The organism is Streptomyces sp. WAC 01529 (assembly GCF_003945545.1).
Lineage (GTDB): Bacteria > Actinomycetota > Actinomycetes > Streptomycetales > Streptomycetaceae > Streptomyces > Streptomyces anatolicus.
Window position 1 is genome coordinate 1263866 of record NZ_CP029617.1, and the last position, 22007, is coordinate 1285872.

Consider the following 22007-nt stretch of genomic DNA (forward strand, 5'->3'; position numbering starts at 1 on the left):
GAGGGGGACACCGTTTCCGGTGTCCCCCTTCTGGGCTGCTAGTCGCGGGCCGCGGTCAGGCGTTCCGCGTGCTCCTGGAGTGAGCGCACGCCCACGTCCCCGCGGTTGAGCGCGTCGATGCCCTGGACGGCTGCGGCGAGCGCCTGGACCGTCGTGAGGCACGGCACGGAGCGCGCCACGGCCGCCGTACGGATCTCGTAGCCGTCCAGGCGGCCGCCGGTGCCGTAGGGGGTGTTGACGATGAGGTCGACACCGCCGTCGTGGATGAGCTGGACGATGGTCTTCTCGCCGTTGGGGCCCTCGCCCTCGGACTGCTTGCGCACGACGGTGGCGTTGAGGCCGTTGCGCTTGAGCACCTCGGCCGTGCCGGAGGTGGCGAACAACTCGAAGCCGTGCGCGACCAGTTCGCGCGCCGGGAAGATCATCGAGCGCTTGTCGCGGTTGGCGACGGAGATGAAGGCGCGGCCCTTGGTCGGCAGCGGGCCGTAGGCGCCCGCCTGCGACTTGGCGTACGCGGTGCCGAACACCGAGTCGATGCCCATGACTTCACCGGTGGAGCGCATCTCCGGGCCGAGGACGGTGTCGACGCCGCGCCCGTGGATGTCGCGGAAGCGCGACCACGGCATGACGGCCTCCTTGACGGAGATCGGCGCGTCCATGGGCAGCGTGCCGCCGTCGCCGTGCTTGGGCAGCATGCCCTCCGCGCGCAGTTCGGCGACGGTCGCGCCCAGCGAGATCCGGGCGGCGGCCTTGGCCAGCGGCACCGCGGTCGCCTTCGAGGTGAAGGGGACCGTGCGCGAGGCGCGCGGGTTGGCCTCCAGGACGTAGAGGATGTCGCCCGCCATGGCGAACTGGATGTTGATCAGGCCGCGGACGCCGACGCCCTTGGCGATGGCCTCCGTGGAGGCGCGCAGGCGCTTGATGTCGAAGCCGCCGAGGGTGATCGGGGGCAGCGCGCACGCCGAGTCGCCGGAGTGGATGCCGGCCTCCTCGATGTGCTCCATGACACCGCCGAGGTACAGCTCCTCGCCGTCGTAGAGCGCGTCGACGTCGATCTCGATGGCGTCGTCCAGGAAGCGGTCGACGAGGACCGGCCGCGAGGGGCTGATCTCGGTCGACTCCTCGATGTAGGAGGCGAGGCGGATCTCGTCGTACACGATCTCCATGCCGCGGCCGCCGAGCACGTACGACGGGCGTACGAGGACGGGGTAGCCGATCTCGTCGGCGATGGCCTTGGCCCCGGCGAAAGTGGTGGCGGTGCCGTGCTTCGGCGCGGGCAGCCCGGCCTCCGCGAGCACCTGGCCGAAGGCGCCGCGGTCCTCGGCGGCGTGGATGGCCTCGGGCGGGGTGCCGACGACGGGCACGCCGTTGTTCTTGAGGGCCTGCGCGAGGCCGAGCGGGGTCTGGCCGCCGAGCTGGACGATGACGCCCGCGATCGGGCCGGCCTGCGCCTCGGCGTGCACGATCTCCAGGACGTCCTCCAGGGTGAGCGGCTCGAAGTAGAGCCGGTCGGAGGTGTCGTAGTCCGTGGAGACGGTCTCGGGGTTGCAGTTGACCATGATGGTCTCGTAGCCCGCGTCGCTCAGCGCGAAGGAGGCGTGGACGCAGGAGTAGTCGAACTCGATGCCCTGGCCGATGCGGTTCGGGCCGGAGCCCAGGATGATCACCGCGGGCTTCTCGCGCTCGGCGACCTCGGACTCCTCGTCGTACGAGGAGTAGAAGTACGGCGTCTTCGCGGCGAACTCGGCGGCGCAGGTGTCGACCGTCTTGTAGACCGGGCGCACGCCGAGGGCCTGGCGCACCTCGCGGACGACGTCCTCGCGCAGACCGCGGATCTCGGCGATCTGGGCGTCGGAGAAGCCGTGCCGCTTGGCCTCGGCGAGCAGGCCGGCGTCCAGGCGCTCGGTGGCGGCCAGCTCGTCCGCGATCTCCTTGATCAGGAAGAGCTGGTCGACGAACCACGGGTCGATCTTCGTGGCGTCGAAGACCTCCTCGCGGGTCGCGCCCGCGCGGATGGCCTGCATGACGGAGTTGATGCGGCCGTCGGTGGGGCGGACGGCCTCTTCGAGGAGCTGGGCCTTGTCGCCGGGCTCGCCCACGAACGTGAACTGTGAGCCCTTCTTCTCCAGCGAGCGCAGCGCCTTCTGGAGGGCCTCGGTGAAGTTGCGGCCGATCGCCATGGCCTCGCCGACCGACTTCATGGTGGTCGTCAGGGTCGAGTCCGCCGAGGGGAACTTCTCGAAGGCGAAGCGCGGGGCCTTGACGACCACGTAGTCGAGGGTCGGCTCGAAGGAGGCCGGCGTCTTCTCGGTGATGTCGTTGGGGATCTCGTCGAGCGTGTAGCCGACGGCCAGCTTGGCGGCGATCTTCGCGATCGGGAAGCCGGTGGCCTTGGAGGCGAGCGCGGAGGAGCGCGAGACACGGGGGTTCATCTCGATGACGATGACCCGGCCGTCCTCGGGGTTGACCGCGAACTGGATGTTGCAGCCGCCGGTGTCGACGCCGACCTCGCGGATGATCGCGATGCCGACGTCGCGCAGGATCTGGTACTCGCGGTCGGTCAGCGTCATCGACGGGGCGACGGTGATCGAGTCGCCGGTGTGCACGCCCATCGGGTCGAAGTTCTCGATGGAGCAGACGACCACGACGTTGTCGTTCTTGTCGCGCATCAGCTCAAGCTCGTACTCCTTCCAGCCGAGGATGGACTCCTCCAGGAGCACCTCGGTGGTCGGCGAGAGGGTCAGGCCCTGCCCGGCGATGCGGCGCAGCTCCTCCTCGTCGTGCGCGAAGCCGGAACCGGCGCCGCCCATGGTGAAGGAGGGGCGCACGACGACGGGGTAGCCGCCCAGCTCCTCGACGCCCTTGAGGACGTCGTCCATGGAGTGGCAGATGTAGGAGCGGGCGGACTCGCCGTGCCCGATCTTCTTGCGGACCTCTTCGACGACGCCCTTGAAGAGGTCGCGGTCCTCGCCCTTGTTGATCGCCTCGACGTTGGCTCCGATCAGCTCGACGCCGTACTTCTCCAGGACGCCCTGCTCGTGCATGGAGATCGCCGTATTGAGGGCCGTCTGGCCGCCCAGCGTCGGCAGCAGCGCGTCGGGCCGCTCCTTGGCGATGATCTTCTCGACGAACTCGGGGGTGATCGGCTCGACGTACGTGGCGTCGGCGATCTCCGGGTCGGTCATGATCGTCGCCGGGTTGGAGTTGACGAGGATGACGCGCAGGCCCTCGGACTTCAGGACCCGGCACGCCTGGGTGCCGGAGTAGTCGAACTCGGCGGCCTGGCCGATGACGATCGGACCGGAGCCGATGACCAGGACGGACTGGATATCGGTGCGCTTAGGCACGCTGGGCTCCTTCTGCGGTCATCAGGGATACGAAACGGTCGAAGAGGTACGCGGCGTCGTGCGGACCGGCGGCCGCCTCGGGGTGGTACTGGACGCTGAACGCGGGCTGGTCGAGGAGCTGGAGCCCCTCCACCACCTGGTCGTTGAGGCACACGTGGGAGACCTCGGCGCGCCCGTAGGGGGTGTCGGAGACCTTGTCGAGCGGCGCGTCGACGGCGAAGCCGTGGTTGTGCGCGGTGACCTCGACCTTGCCGGTCGTGCGGTCCTGCACCGGCTGGTTGATGCCGCGGTGGCCGTACTTCAGCTTGTAGGTGCCGAAGCCGAGGGCGCGGCCGAGGATCTGGTTGCCGAAGCAGATGCCGAAGAGCGGCGTCCTGCGCTTGAGGACGGCGCCCATCAGCGCGACCGGTCCCTCGGCGGTGGCCGGGTCGCCGGGGCCGTTGGAGAAGAAGACTCCGTCGGGGGCGACGGCGTACACGTCCTCCTCGGTGGCGGTCGCGGGCAGCACGTGCACCTCGATGCCGCGCTCGGCCATCCGGTGCGGGGTCATGCCCTTGATGCCGAGGTCGATGGCGGCGACGGTGAACTTCTTCTCGCCGACGGCCGGGACGACGTAGGCCTCCTTGGTGGCGACCTCCTCGTACAGGCTCGCGCCCTTCATGTGGGGCTGCGCCTGGACGCGGGCGACCAGCTCGGCGTCGGCGGCCAGTGCCTCGCCGGAGAAGATCCCGGAGCGCATGGAGCCGCTCTCGCGCAGGTGACGGGTGAGGGCGCGGGTGTCGATGCCGGAGATGCCGACGACGCCCTGCGCGACCAGCTCCTCGTCGAGCGAACGCCGGGCACGCCAGTTGGAGGGGACGCGGGCGGGGTCGCGGACCACGTAACCGGAGACCCAGATGCGGCCCGACTCGTCGTCCTCGTCGTTCCAGCCGGTGTTGCCGATCTGGGGGGCGGTGGCGACCACGATCTGGCGGTCGTACGAGGGGTCGGTCAGCGTCTCCTGGTAGCCGGTCATGCCGGTGGAGAACACCGCTTCGCCGAAGGTTTCCCCCACGGCCCCGTAGGCACGGCCGCGGAAGATGCGGCCGTCCTCCAGGACGAGTACGGCGGGAGCCTTGCCGGCTCCCCGGGTGGAGGTCGTCATCGTGCGGTGCCTTCCGTAGTAGCGGTATTGATCATGGTGTTGATGGTCTCGACCCACTCGGCCTGCTCGGCCGCGTGGTCCGAGCGGAAGCCGGAGTCGATCAGCTTCTCGCCGTGTTCCCACGTGACGATCAGCAGGCCGCCCTCGGCGAGGACTTTGCCGGCGATGCCCTTGTCGAGGCGGGCCCCGCGCAGCCGGGCCGCCGGGACGAAGAAGTCGGCGGCACCGGGGCGTACGACGTCGAGTCCCGCGTCGGTGAGCGTCAGCTCCACGCGGCTGCGGGTGCCCAGGCCGTGCGCCACGATGCGGTCGAGCCACTGCCCCGCCGTGGTGGAGCCGTGGTAGCGGCCGGTCAGCTCCAGTCTCGCCGGGCCCGGGTCATCCGGCGCGGCGGGCAGCTCGGGCAGGTCGCCCTGGAGGGTGCCGCGCCATTTCCAGCCCTCGCGCATCAGCCAGTAGACGAGCGCGATGAAGAGCAGCAGTCCCACGACCCAGCCGAGCCGTGCGGCCCAGTCGGTCACGTCCGCCGATTCCTTCTCGGCGGCCAGTTCCACAAGAGTTGTCACGCGAGCTTCCCGTCGACGAGCGTGGCCCGGCCCCGGAGCCACGTGTGCGTGACGCGGCCCGGCAGCTCGCGGCCCTCATAGGGAGTGTTGCGGCTGCGCGAGGCGAAGCTCGCGGGGTCCACTTCCCCACGGTAATCGGCGTCGACGAGGACGAGGTTCGCGGGCTCACCTGCCGAGACGGGGCGGCCGTGCCCGGTGGCCCGGCCGATCTTCGCGGGCTTGAAGGACATCCGGTCGGCGACCGCTTCCCAGGTCAGCAGCCCGGTCTCGACCATCGTCTGCTGGACGACGGAGAGGGCGGTCTCCAGGCCGACCATGCCCATGGCGGCCGCGGCCCACTCGCAGTCCTTGTCCTCGTGGGGGTGCGGGGCGTGGTCGGTGGCGACGATGTCGATGGTGCCGTCGGCGAGGGCCTCGCGCAGCGCCATGACGTCGCGCTCGGTGCGCAGCGGCGGGTTGACCTTGTAGACGGGGTTGTACGAGCGGACCAGCTCGTCGGTGAGGAGGAGGTGGTGGGGGGTGACCTCGGCGGTGACGTCGATGCCGCGGGACTTGGCCCAGCGGACGATCTCCACGGAGCCTGCGGTCGAGAGGTGGCAGATGTGGACGCGGGAGCCGACGTGCTCGGCGAGCAGCACGTCCCTGGCGATGATCGACTCCTCGGCGACGGCGGGCCAGCCGCCGAGGCCCAGCTCGGCGGAGACGACGCCCTCGTTCATCTGGGCGCCCTCGGTGAGCCGCGGCTCCTGGGCGTGCTGGGCGACGACGCCGCCGAAGGCCTTCACGTACTCCAGGGCGCGGCGCATCATCACGGCGTCGTCGACGCACTTGCCGTCGTCGGAGAAGACGGTGACCCCGGCGGCGGACTCGTGCATGGCGCCCAGCTCGGCGAGCTTCTTGCCCTCCAGGCCGACGGTGACGGCACCGATGGGCTGTACGTCGCAGTAGCCGGACTCCTTGCCGAGGCGGTAGACCTGCTCGACGACGCCGGCGGTGTCGGCGACGGGGAAGGTGTTGGCCATGGCGAACACGGCGGTGTAGCCGCCGGAGGCGGCGGCGCGGGTGCCGGTGAGGACGGTCTCGGAGTCCTCACGGCCGGGCTCGCGCAGGTGGGTGTGGAGGTCGACGAGGCCCGGCAGGAGGACCTTGCCCCCGGCCTCGACGACGGTCGCGCCCTCGGCGGGGAGCCCCGTGCCGACGGCCTCGATGGTCTCGCCGTCGATGAGGACGTCCCGCGCCTCGCCGCCGAGCACCTTCGCACCACGGATCAGGATCTTGCTCATGGTCTTACTTCTCCTCGGAACCGGTGGGGCGGGTGTGGGTGACGGCGGGCTCGTTGCCGCCCAGGAGCAGGTAGAGGACGGCCATGCGGATGGAGACTCCGTTGGCGACCTGTTCGACGACCGTGCAGCGGTCGGAGTCGGCGACCTCGGCGGTGATCTCCATGCCGCGGACCATCGGGCCGGGGTGCATCACGATGGCGTGCTCGGGCATCTTCGCCATGCGCTCGCCGTCCAGGCCGTAGCGCCGCGAGTACTCGCGCTCGGTGGGGAAGAACGCGGCGTTCATGCGTTCGCGCTGCACCCTCAGCATCATCACGGCGTCGGACTTCGACAGCACGCCGTCCAGGTCGTACGAGACCTCGCAGGGCCAGCGCTCGACGCCGACCGGCACCAGGGTGGGCGGCGCGACCAGGGTGACCTCGGCGCCGAGGGTGTGCAGCAGGTCCACGTTCGAGCGGGCCACACGGCTGTGCAGGACGTCGCCGACGATGGTGATGCGCTTGCCCGCCAGGTCCTGGCCGAGGCCCGCGTCGCGCCCGACCAGGCGGCGGCGCATGGTGAAGGCGTCGAGCAGCGCCTGGGTGGGGTGCTGGTGGGTGCCGTCGCCGGCGTTGATGACGGCGGCGTCGATCCAGCCGGAGGTGGCGAGGCGGTAGGGCGCGCCGGAGGCTCCGTGCCGGATGACGACGGCGTCGACGCCCATCGCCTCCAGCGTCTGGGCGGTGTCCTTGAGGGACTCGCCCTTGGAGACCGAGGAGCCCTTGGCGGCGAAGTTGATGACGTCGGCGGAGAGGCGCTTCTCGGCGGCCTCGAAGGAGATCCGGGTCCGGGTCGAGTCCTCGAAGAAGAGGTTGACCACGGTGCGGCCGCGCAGGGCGGGCAGCTTCTTGATCGGCCGGTCGGCCACCCGCGCCATCTCCTCGGCCGTGTCGAGGATGAGGACGGCGTCGTCGCGGGAGAGGTCGGCGGCCGAGATGAGGTGTCGCATCATCGGGGGTACTCCGGTGTGTGGAGGTCTGCGGGCACGCGGACGCGCAGGGGCGTGCCCTGGAGCCCGTGAGGGGGAAGCCGGTCCTACGCGGAAGCGGGCTTGGCGCCGAGCAGCACGGCGTCGCGGCCGTCCTCCTCGGTGAGCTGGACCTTGACCGTCTCCCGCAGCGACGTGGGGAGGTTCTTGCCGACGTAGTCGGCGCGGATGGGCAGTTCGCGGTGGCCTCGGTCGACGAGCACGGCGAGCTGCACCGCGCGCGGGCGCCCGATGTCGTTCAGCGCGTCGAGGGCGGCCCGGATGGTGCGGCCGGAGAAGAGCACGTCGTCGACGAGGACGACCAGGCGGCCGTCGATGCCGTCACCGGGGATCTCGGTGCGGGCCAGCGCACGCGGTGGGTGCATGCGCAGGTCGTCGCGGTACATGGTGATGTCGAGGGAGCCGACCGGGATCTTGCGGCCGGTGATCTCCTGGAGCTTCTCGGCGAGCCGGCGGGCGAGGAAGACGCCGCGGGTGGGAATGCCGAGGAGAACCACGTCGTCGGCGCCCTTGGCGCGCTCGACGATCTCGTGGGCGATGCGGGTCAGCACCCGCGCGATGTCGGGCCCTTCGAGTACGGGGCGCGCCGCGGCGGGGTCTTTGGTGTCCTGCGTGTCCATATGAAACGGACCTCCTTCTCCGCCTCACGGGACGGACATTAAAGGACGTCGAAATTGCGCCAGCCAGACTATCAGTACTGATGACCGAACACGTCATCGGCCTCCACCGAAGGGGCGGTACGGACCATTCGGCTTGACGCAGGCAAGTAACGCTGCGTAACCTCACAGTGAGTTACCAGCCACGCGGCGGAGCCGCATGATTGTCGCAGCGTCCGGGGAGCTATATGTCCAGCGAATACGCCAAGCAGCTCGGGGCCAAGCTCCGCGCGATCCGCACCCAGCAGGGCCTTTCCCTCCACGGCGTCGAGGAGAAGTCCCAGGGACGCTGGAAGGCGGTCGTGGTGGGGTCGTACGAGCGCGGTGACCGTGCCGTGACCGTGCAGCGCCTCGCCGAGCTGGCGGACTTCTACGGCGTCCCCGTGCAGGAGCTTCTTCCTGGTACGGCTCCTGGTGGCGCCGCCGAGCCGCCGCCGAAGCTCGTCCTGGACCTGGAGCGCCTTGCCCACGTGCCGGCCGAGAAGGCGGGCCCCCTCCAGCGGTATGCCGCCACGATCCAGTCGCAGCGCGGTGACTACAACGGCAAGGTGCTCTCGATCCGCCAGGACGACCTGCGCACCCTCGCCGTCATCTATGACCAGTCCCCCTCGGTCCTGACCGAGCAGCTCATCAGCTGGGGCGTTCTGGACGCGGACGCGCGCCGCGCCGTCGCCCACGAAGAGGTCTGATCCCGCCGGACACTTCAGCAGAAACGTGCCGCCGCCGGTGGCCGCAGCCGAAAGGCCGCGGCCACCGGCGGCGGTTTTTCACATTCCCCTCGCAATTACCCCGTGCAAAAACCGGAGCAGCGAAAAGCCGGGAAACCGACAGGGCCCGCAGCAATCCGCTGCGGGCCCTGTCGGTGTGACGTGGAAGACGCCCTTACTCCTCGTCCCGCCGCAGGGACGGCTTCAGGTCCTTGAAGCGTCCGAGCAGGCCGTTGACGAAGGACGGCGACTCGTCCGTGGAGAACTCCTTGGCGAGCTGGACCGCCTCGTCGAGGACGACCGCGTCGGGCGTCCCGTCGACCCAGACCAGTTCGTAGGCGCCGAGCCGCAGGATGTTCCGGTCGACGACCGGCATGCGGTCCAGGGTCCATCCGACGGCGTACTGCGAGATGAGTTCGTCGATGCGGCGCACATGCTCCGCGTACCCCTCGACGAGCTCCATCGTGTACTCGCTCACCGGCGGCTGCCGGGTGTCGGACCGCGAGTGGCGCACCCAGTCGGCGAGGACCGTCAGGACGTCCGTTCCGCGCTGGTCCGCCTCGAAGAGGATCTGGAAGGCGCGCTTGCGGGCCGTGTTACGAGCAGCCACGGTTAGCTGTTCACCCGGCCGAGGTAGTCGCTGGTGCGGGTGTCGACCTTGATCTTCTCGCCGGTGGTGATGAAGAGCGGCACCTGGATCTGGTGGCCGGTCTCCAGCGTGGCGGGCTTGGTGCCACCGGTGGAGCGGTCGCCCTGGACGCCCGGCTCGGTCTCCTGGATGACCAGCTCGACGGCGGCGGGCAGCTCGACGAAGAGCACCGCGCCCTCGTGCTGCGCGACGGTGGCGGTGAAGCCCTCGATCAGGAAGTTGGCGGCGTCGCCGACGGCCTTCTTGTCGACGTGCAGCTGGTCGTAGGTCTCCATGTCCATGAAGACGAAGTAATCGCCGTCCATGTAGGAGAACTGCATGTCGCGCTTGTCAATCGTGGCCGTCTCGACCTTGACACCGGCGTTGAACGTCTTGTCGACGACCTTGCCGGAGAGCACGTTCTTGAGCTTGGTGCGCACGAAGGCCGGGCCCTTGCCGGGCTTGACGTGCTGGAACTCGACGACGGACCAGAGCTGGCCGCCTTCGAGCTTGAGCACCAGGCCGTTCTTGAGGTCGTTCGTGGAAGCCACGGTTGCGGAATCTCCTGCACTGACTGACTGGTGGACGACCCCGGGCGGGCACGCGCGCTAGAGCGCGAGCAGTTCCTTGGTCGTGATGGTGAGTAGCTCGGGTCCGCCGTCCGCCTCGGGGCGCACGACGAGCGTGTCATCGATCCGGACACCACCCCGGCCAGGGAGGTGAACCCCCGGTTCGACGGTGACCGGCACGCAAGCGTCCAGTTTACCCATGGCCGAGGGCGCCAGCTGCGGGTCCTCGTCGATTTCGAGCCCCACACCGTGTCCGGTCAGCGGAGGGAAGTCATCCGCATGGCCCGCGGAGTCCAGTACGTGGCGTGCCGCGCGGTCCACGTCACGGCAGGCCGCACCGGGTACGAGGGCCTCCCTGCCGGCCCGCTGAGCGGCGAAGACGAGGTCGTACAGCTCGATCTGCCAGTCCGCGGGGGACGTCCCGATGACGAACGTACGCCCGATCTCGCAGCGGTATCCGCGGTAACTCGCCCCGAGGCACACGGAGAGGAAGTCGCCCTCCTCCACCCGGCGGTCCGAAGGCCGGTGGGCGCCCTTGCCGGAGTGGGGGCCGGTGCCGACCGAGGTGGGGAAGGCGGGCCCGTCCGCGCCGTGGTCCACGAGCCGCCGCTCCAGCTCCAGGGCGAGATGCCGTTCGGTGCGCCCGACGAGGATGGACTCGAGCAGTTCGCCCAGTGCCTGGTCGGTGATCTCCGCGGCGATCCGCAGACAGGAGATCTCCTCCTCGTCCTTGACGTACCGCAGCTGCTCCACCGCCCCGCCGAGGTCCACAAGGCGCAGCCCCGGGGCGACCGAGCCGAGCGCCCGGTGCCGGGCGACCGTCAGATGGTGCTCCTCCACGGCCAGCGTCCCGGCTCCCCCGGCGGCGGCGAGCTCGGCTCCCGCGACGGCCGGATCGGCCCCGGGCGCGGGCAGCAGCCGCGTACGCAGCGCCTCGTCGGGCCGCCCCTCGCCGGGCTGCTCCCCGGGCGGGCGCCCGCACAGCAGGACGTCCTCGTCCTCACCCACCAGAAGCACGGCACCCTCGGGCGCCACTCCGGCGAGATAGCGGACATTGGCGGGCCGGGAGATCAACGCCGCCGCACCGCCCCCGGCGGCACACCGCTCCCTCACCCGCTCCCTGCGGACCGCGTACACCTCTGACATGGGGCGAGCCTACGAGCGCCCCGCCGTCCCAGCCCGGCCAGCGCGTCCGACCGGGCGTCAGCGCCCTCCCGCGAGCCCCCTCAGCTGTCGCAGCCGACCCCGTCGCCGTCCCGGTCGAGGTGCCGCCCATAGCCGGGCTGCCCGCGCCGCACAGGAGCGGCACCGGCCGCGTGGGCCTCGGCGCAGTTCTCGAACGACACGGAACCACCACCGCCACCGGAGCCCGCCGCCGGTCCCCCTGAACCCTCGTCGGCGGCACCGCCCTCGGCCGGTGGACGGGTGACCGTGACCGTCGCCTTGACGGTCTTCGTCACCCGCTTCGTGACGGTCGGGGCCGGTCCGGGGCGTGCGGTCCGCGTCACGGTGGCCGTCGTGGTGACGGTGGGGGCGGGACCCGCTTTCGCCTCGTCCTTCGCGTCACCCCCGGAGGCGCCTATGCCGATGCCCATGAACAGGGCGAAGGCCACGGCGGGGAGCACATACCGCTTCCGGGCCCACCTCGGGGCGGGGCCGCGGGCGTTGGACGGAGTGCCGTACGGATTGCTCATGTCATGCCCCTCGCTCATTCCGGTGGCATGACGGTAGTACTGGCCTCAGGCGGCCCGAGTGGCATATGGAGGCACAGTGGCCCAACCGTGACCGGGCCCCGCCCCTACCACTGCGGCGGGCTCGCGATGGCTCGGGAGAGGACGTCGTCCAGGACGCGGGCCGTGGCGGGGACGTCCAGTTGGGAGTTGTCGATGATGGGCAGGCCCGAGCCGTACCAGCCGGCCATGCGGCCGTGGATGCGGGCGACTTCCTCGTCGGTCAGGCGGCGGTTGCCGCTGCGCAGGGCGTTGCGCTCCAGGACGATCTCCAGGCCGGGCAGGAGCACCACGGGGAGCAGGCCCGGGCCCACGTGCCGCTTCCAGCCGCCGAGGCCCACCACCGGGCGGTCGGGGAAGACCGCGTCGTCGAGGATGCACGATATGCCGTTCGCCAGGAAGTTCCGCGCGGCGAAGCCGCAGGTGCGGCGGGCCAGGCGGTACTGCGCCTCGGAGTGGTCGTTCCACCCCGACTGGGGGTCGGCGAACCCCGAGCGCACCCATTCGCGTACGTCGTCGAGGCTGATGTGGGCCGTCGGCACACGGCGGTGCTCGGCCCAGAACTTGGCGACGCTGGTCTTGCCCGCGCCCGCGGGGCCGATGAGCAGCACGGCGAGCGTCGTCGCGCCGGTGTCGGCCTGGGCCGTGCCCTGCGGGGGGCTCGGCATCGCGACGGGGCCGCCGGGCGGAAGCTGGATGTGCCCTGTGGTGTCCGGGTTCGGAGGCACCGGGCCGTGCCCGAGCTGAAGGGTCGCGGGGCCCTGGCTCTGCGGGTGCGAGGGCTGTCCCGGGGCCTGGGGCACCGGTCCGGGGGCGGACGGCACCTGCCCCGGCGCGTGCGGCGCGGGGCCGCCCGCGAAGCCCGGCGCGGGCGGCTGCGGGCCTCCTTGCGGGAGAGCGCCCGGCGGGAGAGCGCCCGTCGGGACAGCGCTCGGGTGATGTGCGGCCGGGGACCAGCCGGTGGCCGGTCCGTGCCCCGGCTGAGGGGGCGGCGGCAGCGGAGACCCCACTGCGTGCTGCATCCGGTGCCACTCCGTCTCGTGCGACTGACGCTGGTCGGGCGGCGGCCGGGCCGCCCGTTACCGAACGGTACCGTCCCCGGCCGCCGTTGTGTGAACGGCCGGGGAGGCCGTGAGGTGCCCGTGGCCCGGCAGAAGGCCACGGAAGCGCGCTACTGGCCGACTTCGCCGTACGCGGCGAGCAGCACCGCCGGGTCGGGCCCCTCCAGGACGGTCGGCTTGCCGAGGCCGTCCAGGACGATGAAGCGCAGCAGGTCACCACGGGACTTCTTGTCGACCTTCATGGTCTCCAGAAGCTTGGGCCACTGGTCGTAGCGGTACGTCAGCGGCAGCCCGACCGATTCCAGGACCGTGCGGTGCCGATCGGCGGTGGCGTCGTCCAACCGGCCCGCCAGACGGCCGAGTTCGGCCGCGAAGTGCATCCCTACGGAGACCGCGGCGCCGTGCCGCCACTGGTAGCGCTCGTTCTTCTCGATGGCGTGCGCGAGGGTGTGCCCGTAGTTCAGGATCTCCCGCAGGCCCGCCTCCTTGAGGTCTCCGGAGACGACCTCCGCCTTGACCTTGATGGAGCGCTCCAGAAGCTCGGCGGTGTGCCGCCCCGCGGGCGTCCGCGCCGCCTGCGGGTCCTCCTCGATCAGCTCCAGGATCACCGGGTCGGCGATGAACCCGGCCTTGATGATCTCCGCGAGCCCGGAGACGTAGTCGTTCACCGGCAGCGAGTCGAGCGCCGCCAGGTCGCAGAGGACCCCGGCCGGCGGGTGGAAGGCGCCCACGAGGTTCTTGCCCTCGGCGGTGTTGATGCCGGTCTTGCCGCCGACCGCCGCGTCCACCATGCCGAGCACCGTGGTCGGTACGGCGACCCACCGCACCCCGCGCAGCCACGTCGCCGCCACGAACCCGGCGAGGTCGGTGGTGGAGCCGCCGCCGACGCCGACGATGACGTCGCTGCGCGTGAAGCCGGACTGGCCAAGGGCCTTCCAGCAGTACGCCGCGACCTCCGCCGTCTTGGCCTCCTCGGCGTTCGGCACCTGGATGGCGACGGCCTCGTACCCCTGGTCGGCGAGGTCCTGGCGGAGCGCGTCGCCGGTCTCGGCGAGCGCCTCGGGGTGGATCACGGCGACCCGCTTGGCCTGGTCGCCGATGAGGCCGGGCAGCTCGCCGAGGAGCTGCCGACCGACCAGGACCTCGTACGGATCCGTACCGGCGGTGCCGCCGACGTGGATACGGGTGGGGGTCTGCTCCGTCGTCATGCTTCCTTCAACTCCAGTGCGTCGAGGACCGCCTGGGCGACCTCTTCGGGGGTGCGGCCGTCGGTGGCGACGACCGCGCGGGCGACTTCGGCGTACAAATGGCGGCGGGCGTCCATCAGCTCGCGCCACTGCTTGCGCGGGTTGACGGCGAGCAGCGGGCGCGCCTGGTTGAGGCCGGTGCGCTTGACGGCCTCCTCGACGTCCATCGAGAGGTAGACGACGGGGTGCGCGCCGAGCAGGGCGCGCGTCGACTCGTCGAGGATCGCTCCCCCGCCGAGCGCGAGGACGCCGTCGTGCTCCTCTGCGGCGGCGCGCACGGCCTGCCGCTCCAGCTCACGGAAGTACGGCTCGCCCTCGTCGACGAAGATGTCCGCGATCTCACGGCCCTGCGCGGCGACGATGTCGGCGTCGGTGTCCCGGAAGGCGACGCCGAGCCGGTCGGCGAGCATTTCGCCGACCGTCGTCTTGCCCACGCCCATGGGGCCGATCAGGACGATCCGCGGACCGCCCCGGTGGGACCCGCTCACCGGATCTGGAGGTTGTCGAGGTACGAGCGGACGTTGCGCCGGGTCTCGGGCACGCTGTCGCCGCCGAACTTCTCGGCGACGGCGTCGGCGAGGACGAGCGCGACCATGGCCTCGGCGACGATGCCCGCGGCCGGGACGGCACAGACGTCGGAGCGCTGGTGGTGGGCCTTGGCGGCCTCACCGGTGGCCACGTCGATGGTGGCGAGCGCGCGCGGGACGGTCGCGATGGGCTTCATCGCGGCGCGTACGCGCAGCAGTTCACCGGTGGTCAGACCGCCCTCGGTGCCGCCGGAGCGGCCGGAGGTGCGCCTGATGCCGTCCTCGGTGGTGACGATCTCGTCGTGCGCCTTGGAGCCGGGCACGCGCGCGAGGTCGAAGCCGTCGCCGACCTCGACGCCCTTGATGGCCTGGATGCCCATGAGCGCGGCGGCGAGCCGCGCGTCCAGGCGCCGGTCCCAGTGCACGTGCGAGCCGAGGCCGACCGGGACGCCGTAGGCGAGCACCTCGACGACGCCGCCGAGGGTGTCGCCGTCCTTGTGGGCCTGGTCGATCTCGGCGACCATCGCCTTCGACGCGTCGGCGTCCAGGCAGCGCACCGGGTCGGCGTCGAGCCTCTCGACGTCCGCGGGGGTCGGGTAGACGCCGTAGGGGGCCTTGGCGCCCGCCAGCTCCGTCACATGGCTGACGATCTCGATCCCGGCCGTCTCCTTGAGGTACGAGCGGGCGACCGCGCCGAGCGCGACGCGGGCCGCGGTCTCACGGGCGGAGGCGCGCTCCAGGATCGGCCGGGCCTCGTCGAAGCCGTACTTCTGCATGCCCGCGAGGTCGGCGTGGCCGGGACGGGGGCGGGTCAGCGGGGCGTTGCGGGCCAGCTCGGCGAGTTCGGCCGGGTCGACCGGGTCGGCCGACATGACCTGCTCCCACTTGGGCCACTCGGTGTTGCCCACCATGATCGCCACCGGCGAGCCCATGGTCAGGCCGTGCCGGACGCCGCCGAGGAAGGTGATCTCGTCGCGCTCGAACTTCATGCGGGCGCCGCGTCCATAGCCGAGCCGCCGCCGGGCCAGGTGGTCCGCCACCATCTCCGTGGTGATCGGCACGCCGGCGGGAAGTCCCTCCAGCGTGGCGACGAGTGCGGGTCCGTGGGACTCCCCAGCGGTCAGCCAGCGCAACCTGCTCAACGGTGCTCCTCATGCTCGCGCCTGGAACTGCGGTATGCGACGGCGCGGCCGGGTGCGCGGCCCTGGCCCGCCATCCCCCGATCCTCCCACGACCCCGGGGCGCGCCCGGCCGCAGGTCCATCAGGCGGACGCCGCGCCCACGTCCCGGACGCGGCGCCGACACGCCGACAAGGCGCCGGCGGGTCTGAGGCCCCGCGGGCTAACGCTCGGCGAGCGCGTGCTCCCCCGCCGTGCGCATCGCGTCCAGCGGCGCGGGCCCGCGGCCCGTCATCTGCTCGACCTGGAGCACCGCCTGGTGCACGAGCAGATCGAGCCCGCTGACCACCGCCCCGCCATACGCCGACCAGCGGGCCGCCAGCGCGGTGGGCCACGGGTCGTACAGCACGTCGAAGAGGGTGGCCGGGCGCTCGGGCACGAGGGCGGAGAGCATGTCCGTGGTGCCCGCCGGGGTCGTGGCGATCACCAGGGGCGCGCTCAGCGCCTCGCGGGCGTCCTCCCAGTCCTCGGTCCTGACCTCCACGTCGAGCCGCTCGCCCCACTGCCGCATCTCGGCGGCGCGCGTCTCGCTGCGTACGTACGCGACGACCTCGCCCGTGCAGATCCGCGCCAGGGCGGCGAGCGCCGACGACGCGGTGGCGCCCGCGCCGAGGATCGCGGCGGAGTCGACCTGCTCGATGCCGCGTTCGCGCAGGGCGGCCACCATGCCGGGGACATCGGTGTTGTCCCCGACCTTCCGGCCGTCCTCGGTGAACACGACCGTGTTCACGGCCTCGACGGCGGCGGCGGTCCCGCTGATCTCGTCGAGCAGCGGAATGACCGCCCGCTTCAACGGCATCGTCAGCGAAAGCCCCGCCCATTCCGGGCCGAGTTCCGCGACGAATTCCGGCAGCGCCGCCTCGTCGATCTCGAAACGGTCATACGTCCAGTCACTCAGCCCCAGCTCCTCGTACGCGGCGCGGTGCAGCACCGGGGAGAGGGAGTGGGCGATCGGGGAGCCGAGGACGGCGGCTCGACGCTTCTGCGCGCTCATTGCCCCTTCAGGTATTTCTCGCGGTTGCGGTTCTGCTCCTCGTTGGTCTCGGCGAAGAGCGTCCTGTCCTCGCTGACCGAGACGAAGTAGTACCAATTCCCCTTGGCCGGGTGCAGCGCCGAATTCAGCGCCACCTCGCCGGGGTTTCCGATCGGTCCGGGCGGCAGGCCCTTGATCTTGTACGTGTTGTACGGGTCCTTGACCTTGCGCAGATCGTCGACCGAGCCGATGGCGAGCTTGGACTCGCCCTTGAGGTAGTTGACCGTGGAGTCAAAGTCCAACAGGCCGTACGTCTCGGTGTTGTTGGGCTTCAGGCGGTTGTAGACGACCGTCGCGACCTTCTCGAAGTCGTGCTTGTACTTGCCCTCCGCCTGGACCAGGCTCGCCACCGTGAGGACCTCCAGCGGGTCCTTCAGGTTCAGCTCGGCGGCCTTCGACTTGAGGTCGAGGTCCTCGTACTTCTCGTTGGCGTGGGCGATCATCTTCCGCAGGACGTCCGCGGGCTTCTGGCCCTTGGCGACGGGGTAGCTGGAGGGGAAGAGGAATCCTTCCAGCGGGTCCTTGATGTCCTTGTGGGTATTGGCCCAGTCAGGAAGCCCGAGGGTCTTCCATTCCTTCTTGGCGACGTTTTCCGTGGTGCCCTTCGCCAATTTCAGACGGTCGTCGATCCTCTCGTAGACCCATGCGTTCCGCTTGCCCTCGGGAATGATGAGGTTGCTGCGGCTCTTGGGGTTGAGCATCAATTCGACGGCGCTCGCCGCGGACATGCGCTTCTTGAGCACATAGACGCCCGCCTGAATGGACTGCCCCTCCGGGTGCTTGCCCTGGGCGGAGACGAACGCGTCGACGCTCTTGACGACACCGGCTTCCTTGAGCTTCTGCCCGATCGCGTAACCGCCGGAGTCCTTGGGGATGTCGACCGTGGCCTCCCCGGAACCGTCGCCCGCGTAATCCGGTGCCGTGCCGAAACGATCCTGGTAGAACTGGTAGCCGAAGTAGCCGACCCCGCCGAGGCCGCCCGCGAAGACCAGGGTGACGACCAGACAGGCGCAGCCGCTGCGGCGCTTCTTCGACTTCTTGCCGCCGCGGCCCCCGCGGCGGTCACCGCGGCCGGCCCTGCGGGCGTGCTCGTCATCGTCGTCCTCGTCGCCGCCCGCGAAGAACGCGTGCTCGCCACGGTCGGGCCCCGGGTCCCAGTCGGTCTCGGGCCCGGATTCCTGCTCGGGGACGGTGGGGCGGCGGTGGCCGGGCGGTTCCGGCGGCTCGTACGCGTCGGGCGTGGAGTAGTAGTCGGGGCTCTCCTGGCCGTAGCCCGCCTGCTGGCCGGCGTAGGGGTCCATCGGATCGCCGCTGTAGGGGACCTGCCCCTGCGCGCCGGTCTCCCAGCCACCACTGTTGTAGGCGTCCTGCCCGCCGTTGTAGACCTGCGCGGGGTCGCCCTCGTACTGCTGCTGTCCGCCGTACCCCGACTGGTCGTACGCGGCCTGCTGCTGCCCGGTGCCCCAGTCCCCGCCGTACGGCGACTGCGACTGATGCGGCTGCTGATGCTGGTGCGGCTGGTGGTACTGCCCCTGGCCGCCGTAGGTGGACGTGTCGCCCGCGGGCGCCTGTCCTCCCCATCCGCTGTCCCCGTACAACGGGTCCTCCGGATGCCACGGTTCGGAGCCTGGGCCCCGGCCATACTCAGTCATCGATCCCCTACATGCCGCGAGGCGGGGCCGCCTGGGATGGCCGGGCAACCGATCCGCCTCTTGATGCTGTGCGGCAGCTGTTCGAACGCCGCCGCATCGCGCGGAACGTTACCGTATCGCGATCAGATGACCACTTCGACGCCCTCGCCGGGAGCTTTACCTGACGCCCGTTCGGACTCCAGGGCCTGCTGAAGGATGATCACGGCCGCCGCCTGATCAATGACGGACCTGCCCTTTTTGGACTTCACGCCCGAGGCGCGCAGGCCCTGACTGGCCGTCACTGTGGTCATCCTCTCGTCCACGAGCCTCACCGAAATGGGGGCGACCATGCGGGCGAGGTCCTGCGTGAAGACGCGGATCTTGGCGGCCGCCGGGCCCTCGCGCCCGTTGAGGGAGCGAGGGAGGCCGACGACGATCTCGATCGGTTCGTACTCCTCGACGAGCTGCTTCAACCGGCGCTGGGCGGCCGGGACATCGCGCCCCGGCACCGTCTCCACCGGCGTGGCGAGGATCCCGTCGGGGTCGCACGAGGCGACCCCGATCCGGGCGTCACCGACGTCGATGGCGAGACGTCGGCCCCTGCGCATGCCCTGAGCAGCCTCGGTCATCAGGCCGTCTCGGTGACGAGGCGCTCGACGGCGGCGATGGCGTCGCCGATGGCGGCCGGGTTCTGGCCGCCGCCCTGGGCGACGTCCGGCTTGCCGCCGCCACCGCCGCCGAGGGTCTTGGCGGCCGTGCGGACCAGGTCACCGGCCTTGAGGCCGCGCTCGCGGGCGGCTTCGTTGGTGGCGATGACGGTGAGCGGCTTGCCGTTGGCCGTCGTGAAGAGAGCGACCACGGCCGGGCGGTCGCCCGGGATGCGGCCGCGCACGTCGAGGACCAGCTTGCGCAGGTCGTCGGCGCCCGTACCGTCGGGCACCTGGCCGGTGACGACGGCGACACCGCGTACGTCCTTGGCGCCCTGGACGAGACCGGCGGCGGCCTGCAGGACCTTCTCCGCGCGGAACTTCTCGATCTCCTTCTCGGCGTCCTTCAACTTGCCGAGCATGGCGGAGACCTTCTCAGGCAGCTCCTCGGGACGGCCCTTGACCAGCTCCTGGAGCTGGGCGACGACCGTGTGCTCCTTGGCGAGGAAGTTGTACGCGTCGACGCCGACCAGGGCCTCGATGCGGCGCACGCCGGAGCCGATGGAGGACTCGCCGAGCAGCTTCACCAGGCCGAGCTGGGCGGTGTTGTGGACGTGCGTACCGCCGCACAGCTCCTTGGAGAAGTCGCCGATGGTGACGACGCGCACGCGCTCGCCGTACTTCTCTCCGAACTCGGCGATGGCGCCCTGCTTCTTGGCCTCGTCGATCGACATGACCTCGGCCTGGACGTCCAGCTCGTGGGAGAGGACTTCGTTGATCTTCTGCTCGACGTCCGTCATCACGGCCGTGGGCACCGCGGACGGCGAACCGAAGTCGAAGCGGAAGCGGCCGGGCTGGTTCTCCGAACCGGCCTGGGCGGCCGTCGGGCCGAGCGCGTCGCGCAGCGCCTGGTGGGTGAGGTGCGTGGCGGAGTGGGCGCGGGCGATGGCGCGGCGGCGGTGCGCGTCGATCGAGGCCCACACCTGGGCGCCGACCGTGATCTCGCCGACCTGGACGACACCCTTGTGGACGTGCACGCCGGGGACCGGCTTCTGCACGTCGCGGATCTCGACGAGGGCGCCGCTGTCCAGGCGGATGCGGCCGGTGTCGCCGATCTGGCCGCCGCCCTCGGCGTAGAACGGGGTGCGGTCGAGGACGATCTCGACCTCGTCGCCCTCGGTGGCCGCGGGCGAGGAGACGCCGTTGACCAGGAGGCCGACGATCTGCGCCTCGTTCTCGGTGAGGGAGTAGCCGGTGAAGTCGGTGGCGCCCGCGGCGTCGGCGATCGCGCGGTAGGCGTGCAGATCGGCGTGGCCGGTCTTCTTGGCCTTGGCGTCGGCCTTGGCGCGCTCCCGCTGCTCCTTCATCAGACGGCGGAAGCCGTCCTCGTCGACGGCCAGGCCCTGCTCGGCGGCCATCTCCAGGGTGAGGTCGATCGGGAAGCCCCACGTGTCGTGCAGCAGGAACGCCTTGTCGCCGGAGAGGACCTTGCCGCCGGCGGCCTTGGTCTCGGTGACGGCGGTGTCGAGGATGTTCGTGCCGCCCTTGAGGGCCTTGAGGAACGCGCCCTCCTCGGCGAGCGCGACGGTCTCGATGCGCTTGCGGTCGGTGATCAGCTCGGGGTACTGCTGCCCCATCGTGTTGATCACGACGTCGATCAGCTCCTGGACCACCGGGCCGGTGGCGCCGAGCAGACGCATGTTGCGGATGGCGCGGCGCATGATGCGGCGCAGGACGTATCCACGGCCCTCGTTGCCGGGGGTGACGCCGTCGCCGATGAGCATGGCGGACGTACGGATGTGGTCGGCGACCACGCGCAGGGAGACGTCCGAGCCGTGCTCGGCGCCGTAGCGCACGCCGGTCAGCTCGGTGGCCTTGTCCATGACGACGCGCAGGGTGTCCGTCTCGTACATGTTCTGTACGCCCTGGAGGATCATCGCCAGGCGTTCGAGGCCGAGGCCCGTGTCGATGTTCTTCGACGGCAGCTCGCCGAGGATCGGGAAGTCCTCCTTGCCGTCGCCCGCGCCGCGCTCGTACTGCATGAAGACCAGGTTCCAGATCTCCACGTACCGCTCGTCGTTGACGGCCGGGCCGCCCTCGGCGCCGAACTCAGGGCCGCGGTCGTAGTTGATCTCGGAGCAGGGGCCGCACGGGCCCGGGACGCCCATGGACCAGAAGTTGTCCTTCTTGCCCAGGCGCTGGATGCGCTCGGCCGGGACGCCGACCTTCTCGCGCCAGATCTGCTCGGCCTCGTCGTCGTCGAGGTAGACCGTGATCCACAGCCGCTCGGGGTCGAGGCCGAAGCCGCCCCTCTCGACGGGGCTCGTCAGCAGCTCCCAGGAGAGCGTGATGGCGCCCTCCTTGAAGTAGTCCCCGAAGGAGAAGTTGCCGCACATCTGGAAGAACGTGCCGTGCCGGGTGGTCTTGCCGACCTCTTCGATGTCGGGCGTACGCACGCACTTCTGCACGCTGGTGACGCGCGGGGCGGGCGGCTTGACCTCACCGAGGAAGTAGGGCTTGAAGGGCACCATGCCCGCGGGGACCAGGAGCAGAGTCGGGTCGTCGGCGATGAGCGACGCCGAAGGGACGACGGTGTGCCCGCGCTCCTCGAAGAAGCTCAGCCAGCGGCGGCGGATTTCAGCCGACTCCATCAGTGGTCCTCATTCCGGTTGTACGAGTACCGCGTGTTGTCGAGGTACTTCGTCTTCTTGTCTGTGCTGTCGTTCGTGTCGAGCTTGTCGGGGCTGCGGTTCTCGATGACCGCGAAGCGGCGCCCGGGGGGCAGCTCGGTGTCGGGGTGGGCGTTGAGGCCGAGCGCCTCGCCCAGCTGGGCCTCGCGCTCGAGCATGCCGTCGCGGACGTCGAGTGCGAAGTCCTTCAGCTTGTGGCCCGCCTCGATCGCCTTGTTCGCCGCCTGCGCGGCCAGGCTCTCGGGCGTGAGCTTCTTGAGCTTGCGGTTGACCTTGGTGGTGGCCCATACGCCGGCGGCTGCGCCCGCGGTGAACCAGAACGTACGGCGGAACATC

The 22007-nt window shown here is 70.7% G+C and carries 20 protein-coding genes; 1 reads left to right on the forward strand and 19 read right to left on the reverse strand.

What is annotated here, in order from left to right:
* Positions 1-38 precede the first annotated feature (38 nt).
* The 6 genes from carB to pyrR form a co-directional block, all read right to left on the reverse strand.
* On the reverse strand, positions 39-3347 hold the full coding sequence (gene carB, locus DMA15_RS05645; protein ID WP_125511550.1) for a carbamoyl-phosphate synthase large subunit: 3309 nt from the start codon (positions 3345-3347) through the stop codon (positions 39-41).
* A complete protein-coding gene (carA, locus tag DMA15_RS05650) occupies positions 3340-4491 on the reverse strand; it encodes a glutamine-hydrolyzing carbamoyl-phosphate synthase small subunit (protein WP_125511551.1) in 1152 nt (383 codons plus the stop codon). The genes carB and carA overlap by 8 nt, the downstream gene beginning before the upstream one ends.
* Positions 4488-5057, reverse strand: a complete 570-nt coding sequence (locus tag DMA15_RS05655) for a hypothetical protein (RefSeq protein WP_125511552.1) — start codon at positions 5055-5057, stop codon at positions 4488-4490. The genes carA and DMA15_RS05655 overlap by 4 nt, the downstream gene beginning before the upstream one ends.
* A complete protein-coding gene (locus DMA15_RS05660) occupies positions 5054-6340 on the reverse strand; it encodes a dihydroorotase (RefSeq protein ID WP_125511553.1) in 1287 nt (428 codons plus the stop codon). Before DMA15_RS05660 ends, DMA15_RS05655 begins: the two co-directional genes overlap by 4 nt.
* A gap of 4 nt (positions 6341-6344) precedes the next feature.
* Complete coding sequence (locus DMA15_RS05665) at positions 6345-7331, reverse strand: aspartate carbamoyltransferase catalytic subunit (protein WP_125511554.1); 987 nt, start codon at positions 7329-7331, stop codon at positions 6345-6347.
* An 83-nt stretch (positions 7332-7414) separates the two neighbouring features.
* Positions 7415-7987 (reverse strand): bifunctional pyr operon transcriptional regulator/uracil phosphoribosyltransferase PyrR, encoded by a 573-nt coding sequence (gene pyrR, locus DMA15_RS05670; protein WP_125511555.1) that lies wholly within the window; start codon positions 7985-7987, stop codon positions 7415-7417.
* A gap of 224 nt (positions 7988-8211) precedes the next feature.
* On the opposite strand from pyrR, the gene bldD reads away from it, so the two are divergent.
* Positions 8212-8712, forward strand: coding sequence for a transcriptional regulator BldD (bldD, locus tag DMA15_RS05675; RefSeq protein ID WP_055698930.1), 501 nt, complete (start codon positions 8212-8214; stop codon positions 8710-8712).
* Between the two features lie 193 nt (positions 8713-8905).
* Here the strand turns inward: bldD and nusB are convergent, their stop codons facing one another.
* The 13 genes from nusB to DMA15_RS05740 all read right to left on the reverse strand — a co-directional run bounded on the left by nusB (position 8906) and on the right by DMA15_RS05740 (position 22006).
* Positions 8906-9340, reverse strand: a complete 435-nt coding sequence (nusB, locus tag DMA15_RS05680; protein ID WP_125511556.1) for a transcription antitermination factor NusB — start codon at positions 9338-9340, stop codon at positions 8906-8908.
* Between the two features lie 2 nt (positions 9341-9342).
* Positions 9343-9909, reverse strand: a complete 567-nt coding sequence (gene efp / locus DMA15_RS05685; protein WP_125511557.1) for an elongation factor P — start codon at positions 9907-9909, stop codon at positions 9343-9345.
* Positions 9910-9966: 57 nt separating this feature from the next.
* A complete protein-coding gene (locus tag DMA15_RS05690) occupies positions 9967-11073 on the reverse strand; it encodes an aminopeptidase P family protein (protein ID WP_125511558.1) in 1107 nt (368 codons plus the stop codon).
* A gap of 80 nt (positions 11074-11153) precedes the next feature.
* Positions 11154-11621: an excalibur calcium-binding domain-containing protein gene (locus DMA15_RS05695; RefSeq protein WP_125511559.1), complete on the reverse strand. Its 468-nt coding sequence runs from the start codon at positions 11619-11621 to the stop codon at positions 11154-11156.
* A gap of 104 nt (positions 11622-11725) precedes the next feature.
* Positions 11726-12679: a Pro-rich N-terminal domain-containing protein gene (locus DMA15_RS05700; RefSeq protein ID WP_125511560.1), complete on the reverse strand. Its 954-nt coding sequence runs from the start codon at positions 12677-12679 to the stop codon at positions 11726-11728.
* A gap of 149 nt (positions 12680-12828) precedes the next feature.
* Complete coding sequence (aroB, locus tag DMA15_RS05705) at positions 12829-13926, reverse strand: 3-dehydroquinate synthase (RefSeq protein ID WP_125511561.1); 1098 nt, start codon at positions 13924-13926, stop codon at positions 12829-12831.
* Positions 13923-14405 (reverse strand): shikimate kinase, encoded by a 483-nt coding sequence (locus DMA15_RS05710; protein ID WP_240660162.1) that lies wholly within the window; start codon positions 14403-14405, stop codon positions 13923-13925. Before DMA15_RS05710 ends, aroB begins: the two co-directional genes overlap by 4 nt.
* A gap of 44 nt (positions 14406-14449) precedes the next feature.
* Positions 14450-15634 carry a chorismate synthase gene (gene aroC, locus DMA15_RS05715; protein ID WP_125511563.1) on the reverse strand — a complete coding sequence of 395 codons (1185 nt, stop codon included), beginning with the start codon at positions 15632-15634 and terminating at the stop codon, positions 14450-14452.
* Positions 15635-15833: 199 nt separating this feature from the next.
* On the reverse strand, positions 15834-16664 hold the full coding sequence (locus DMA15_RS05720; protein WP_125511564.1) for a shikimate dehydrogenase: 831 nt from the start codon (positions 16662-16664) through the stop codon (positions 15834-15836).
* Positions 16661-18355, reverse strand: coding sequence for an endolytic transglycosylase MltG (gene mltG / locus DMA15_RS05725; RefSeq protein ID WP_125511565.1), 1695 nt, complete (start codon positions 18353-18355; stop codon positions 16661-16663). The genes DMA15_RS05720 and mltG overlap by 4 nt, the downstream gene beginning before the upstream one ends.
* Positions 18356-18477: 122 nt before the next feature.
* Complete coding sequence (gene ruvX / locus DMA15_RS05730; protein WP_206302915.1) at positions 18478-18942, reverse strand: Holliday junction resolvase RuvX; 465 nt, start codon at positions 18940-18942, stop codon at positions 18478-18480.
* Between the two features lie 20 nt (positions 18943-18962).
* Positions 18963-21632 carry an alanine--tRNA ligase gene (gene alaS, locus DMA15_RS05735; RefSeq protein WP_125511567.1) on the reverse strand — a complete coding sequence of 890 codons (2670 nt, stop codon included), beginning with the start codon at positions 21630-21632 and terminating at the stop codon, positions 18963-18965.
* Positions 21632-22006 carry a DUF6167 family protein gene (locus tag DMA15_RS05740; RefSeq protein WP_125511568.1) on the reverse strand — a complete coding sequence of 125 codons (375 nt, stop codon included), beginning with the start codon at positions 22004-22006 and terminating at the stop codon, positions 21632-21634. The genes alaS and DMA15_RS05740 overlap by 1 nt, the downstream gene beginning before the upstream one ends.
* Between the last annotated feature and the right edge of the window lies 1 nt (position 22007).

Excerpts from the sequence above, each read along its gene's own strand:
- pyrR (WP_125511555.1), bottom strand. The coding sequence starts at position 7,987 with ATGGACACGCAGGACACCAAAGACCCCGCCGCGGCGCGCCCCGTACTC.
- aroB (WP_125511561.1), bottom strand. The coding sequence starts at position 13,926 with ATGACGACGGAGCAGACCCCCACCCGTATCCACGTCGGCGGCACCGCC.
- DMA15_RS05665 (WP_125511554.1), bottom strand. The coding sequence starts at position 7,331 with ATGATGCGACACCTCATCTCGGCCGCCGACCTCTCCCGCGACGACGCC.
- DMA15_RS05710 (WP_240660162.1), bottom strand. The coding sequence starts at position 14,405 with ATGGGCGTGGGCAAGACGACGGTCGGCGAAATGCTCGCCGACCGGCTC.
- bldD (WP_055698930.1), top strand. The coding sequence starts at position 8,212 with ATGTCCAGCGAATACGCCAAGCAGCTCGGGGCCAAGCTCCGCGCGATC.
- DMA15_RS05700 (WP_125511560.1), bottom strand. The coding sequence starts at position 12,679 with ATGCAGCACGCAGTGGGGTCTCCGCTGCCGCCGCCCCCTCAGCCGGGG.
- alaS (WP_125511567.1), bottom strand. The coding sequence starts at position 21,632 with ATGGAGTCGGCTGAAATCCGCCGCCGCTGGCTGAGCTTCTTCGAGGAG.
- carA (WP_125511551.1), bottom strand. The coding sequence starts at position 4,491 with ATGACGACCTCCACCCGGGGAGCCGGCAAGGCTCCCGCCGTACTCGTC.
- DMA15_RS05720 (WP_125511564.1), bottom strand. The coding sequence starts at position 16,664 with ATGAGCGCGCAGAAGCGTCGAGCCGCCGTCCTCGGCTCCCCGATCGCC.
- DMA15_RS05740 (WP_125511568.1), bottom strand. The coding sequence starts at position 22,006 with ATGTTCCGCCGTACGTTCTGGTTCACCGCGGGCGCAGCCGCCGGCGTA.
- mltG (WP_125511565.1), bottom strand. The coding sequence starts at position 18,355 with ATGACTGAGTATGGCCGGGGCCCAGGCTCCGAACCGTGGCATCCGGAG.
- DMA15_RS05660 (WP_125511553.1), bottom strand. The coding sequence starts at position 6,340 with ATGAGCAAGATCCTGATCCGTGGTGCGAAGGTGCTCGGCGGCGAGGCG.
- DMA15_RS05690 (WP_125511558.1), bottom strand. The coding sequence starts at position 11,073 with ATGTCAGAGGTGTACGCGGTCCGCAGGGAGCGGGTGAGGGAGCGGTGT.
- ruvX (WP_206302915.1), bottom strand. The coding sequence starts at position 18,942 with ATGCGCAGGGGCCGACGTCTCGCCATCGACGTCGGTGACGCCCGGATC.
- DMA15_RS05695 (WP_125511559.1), bottom strand. The coding sequence starts at position 11,621 with ATGAGCAATCCGTACGGCACTCCGTCCAACGCCCGCGGCCCCGCCCCG.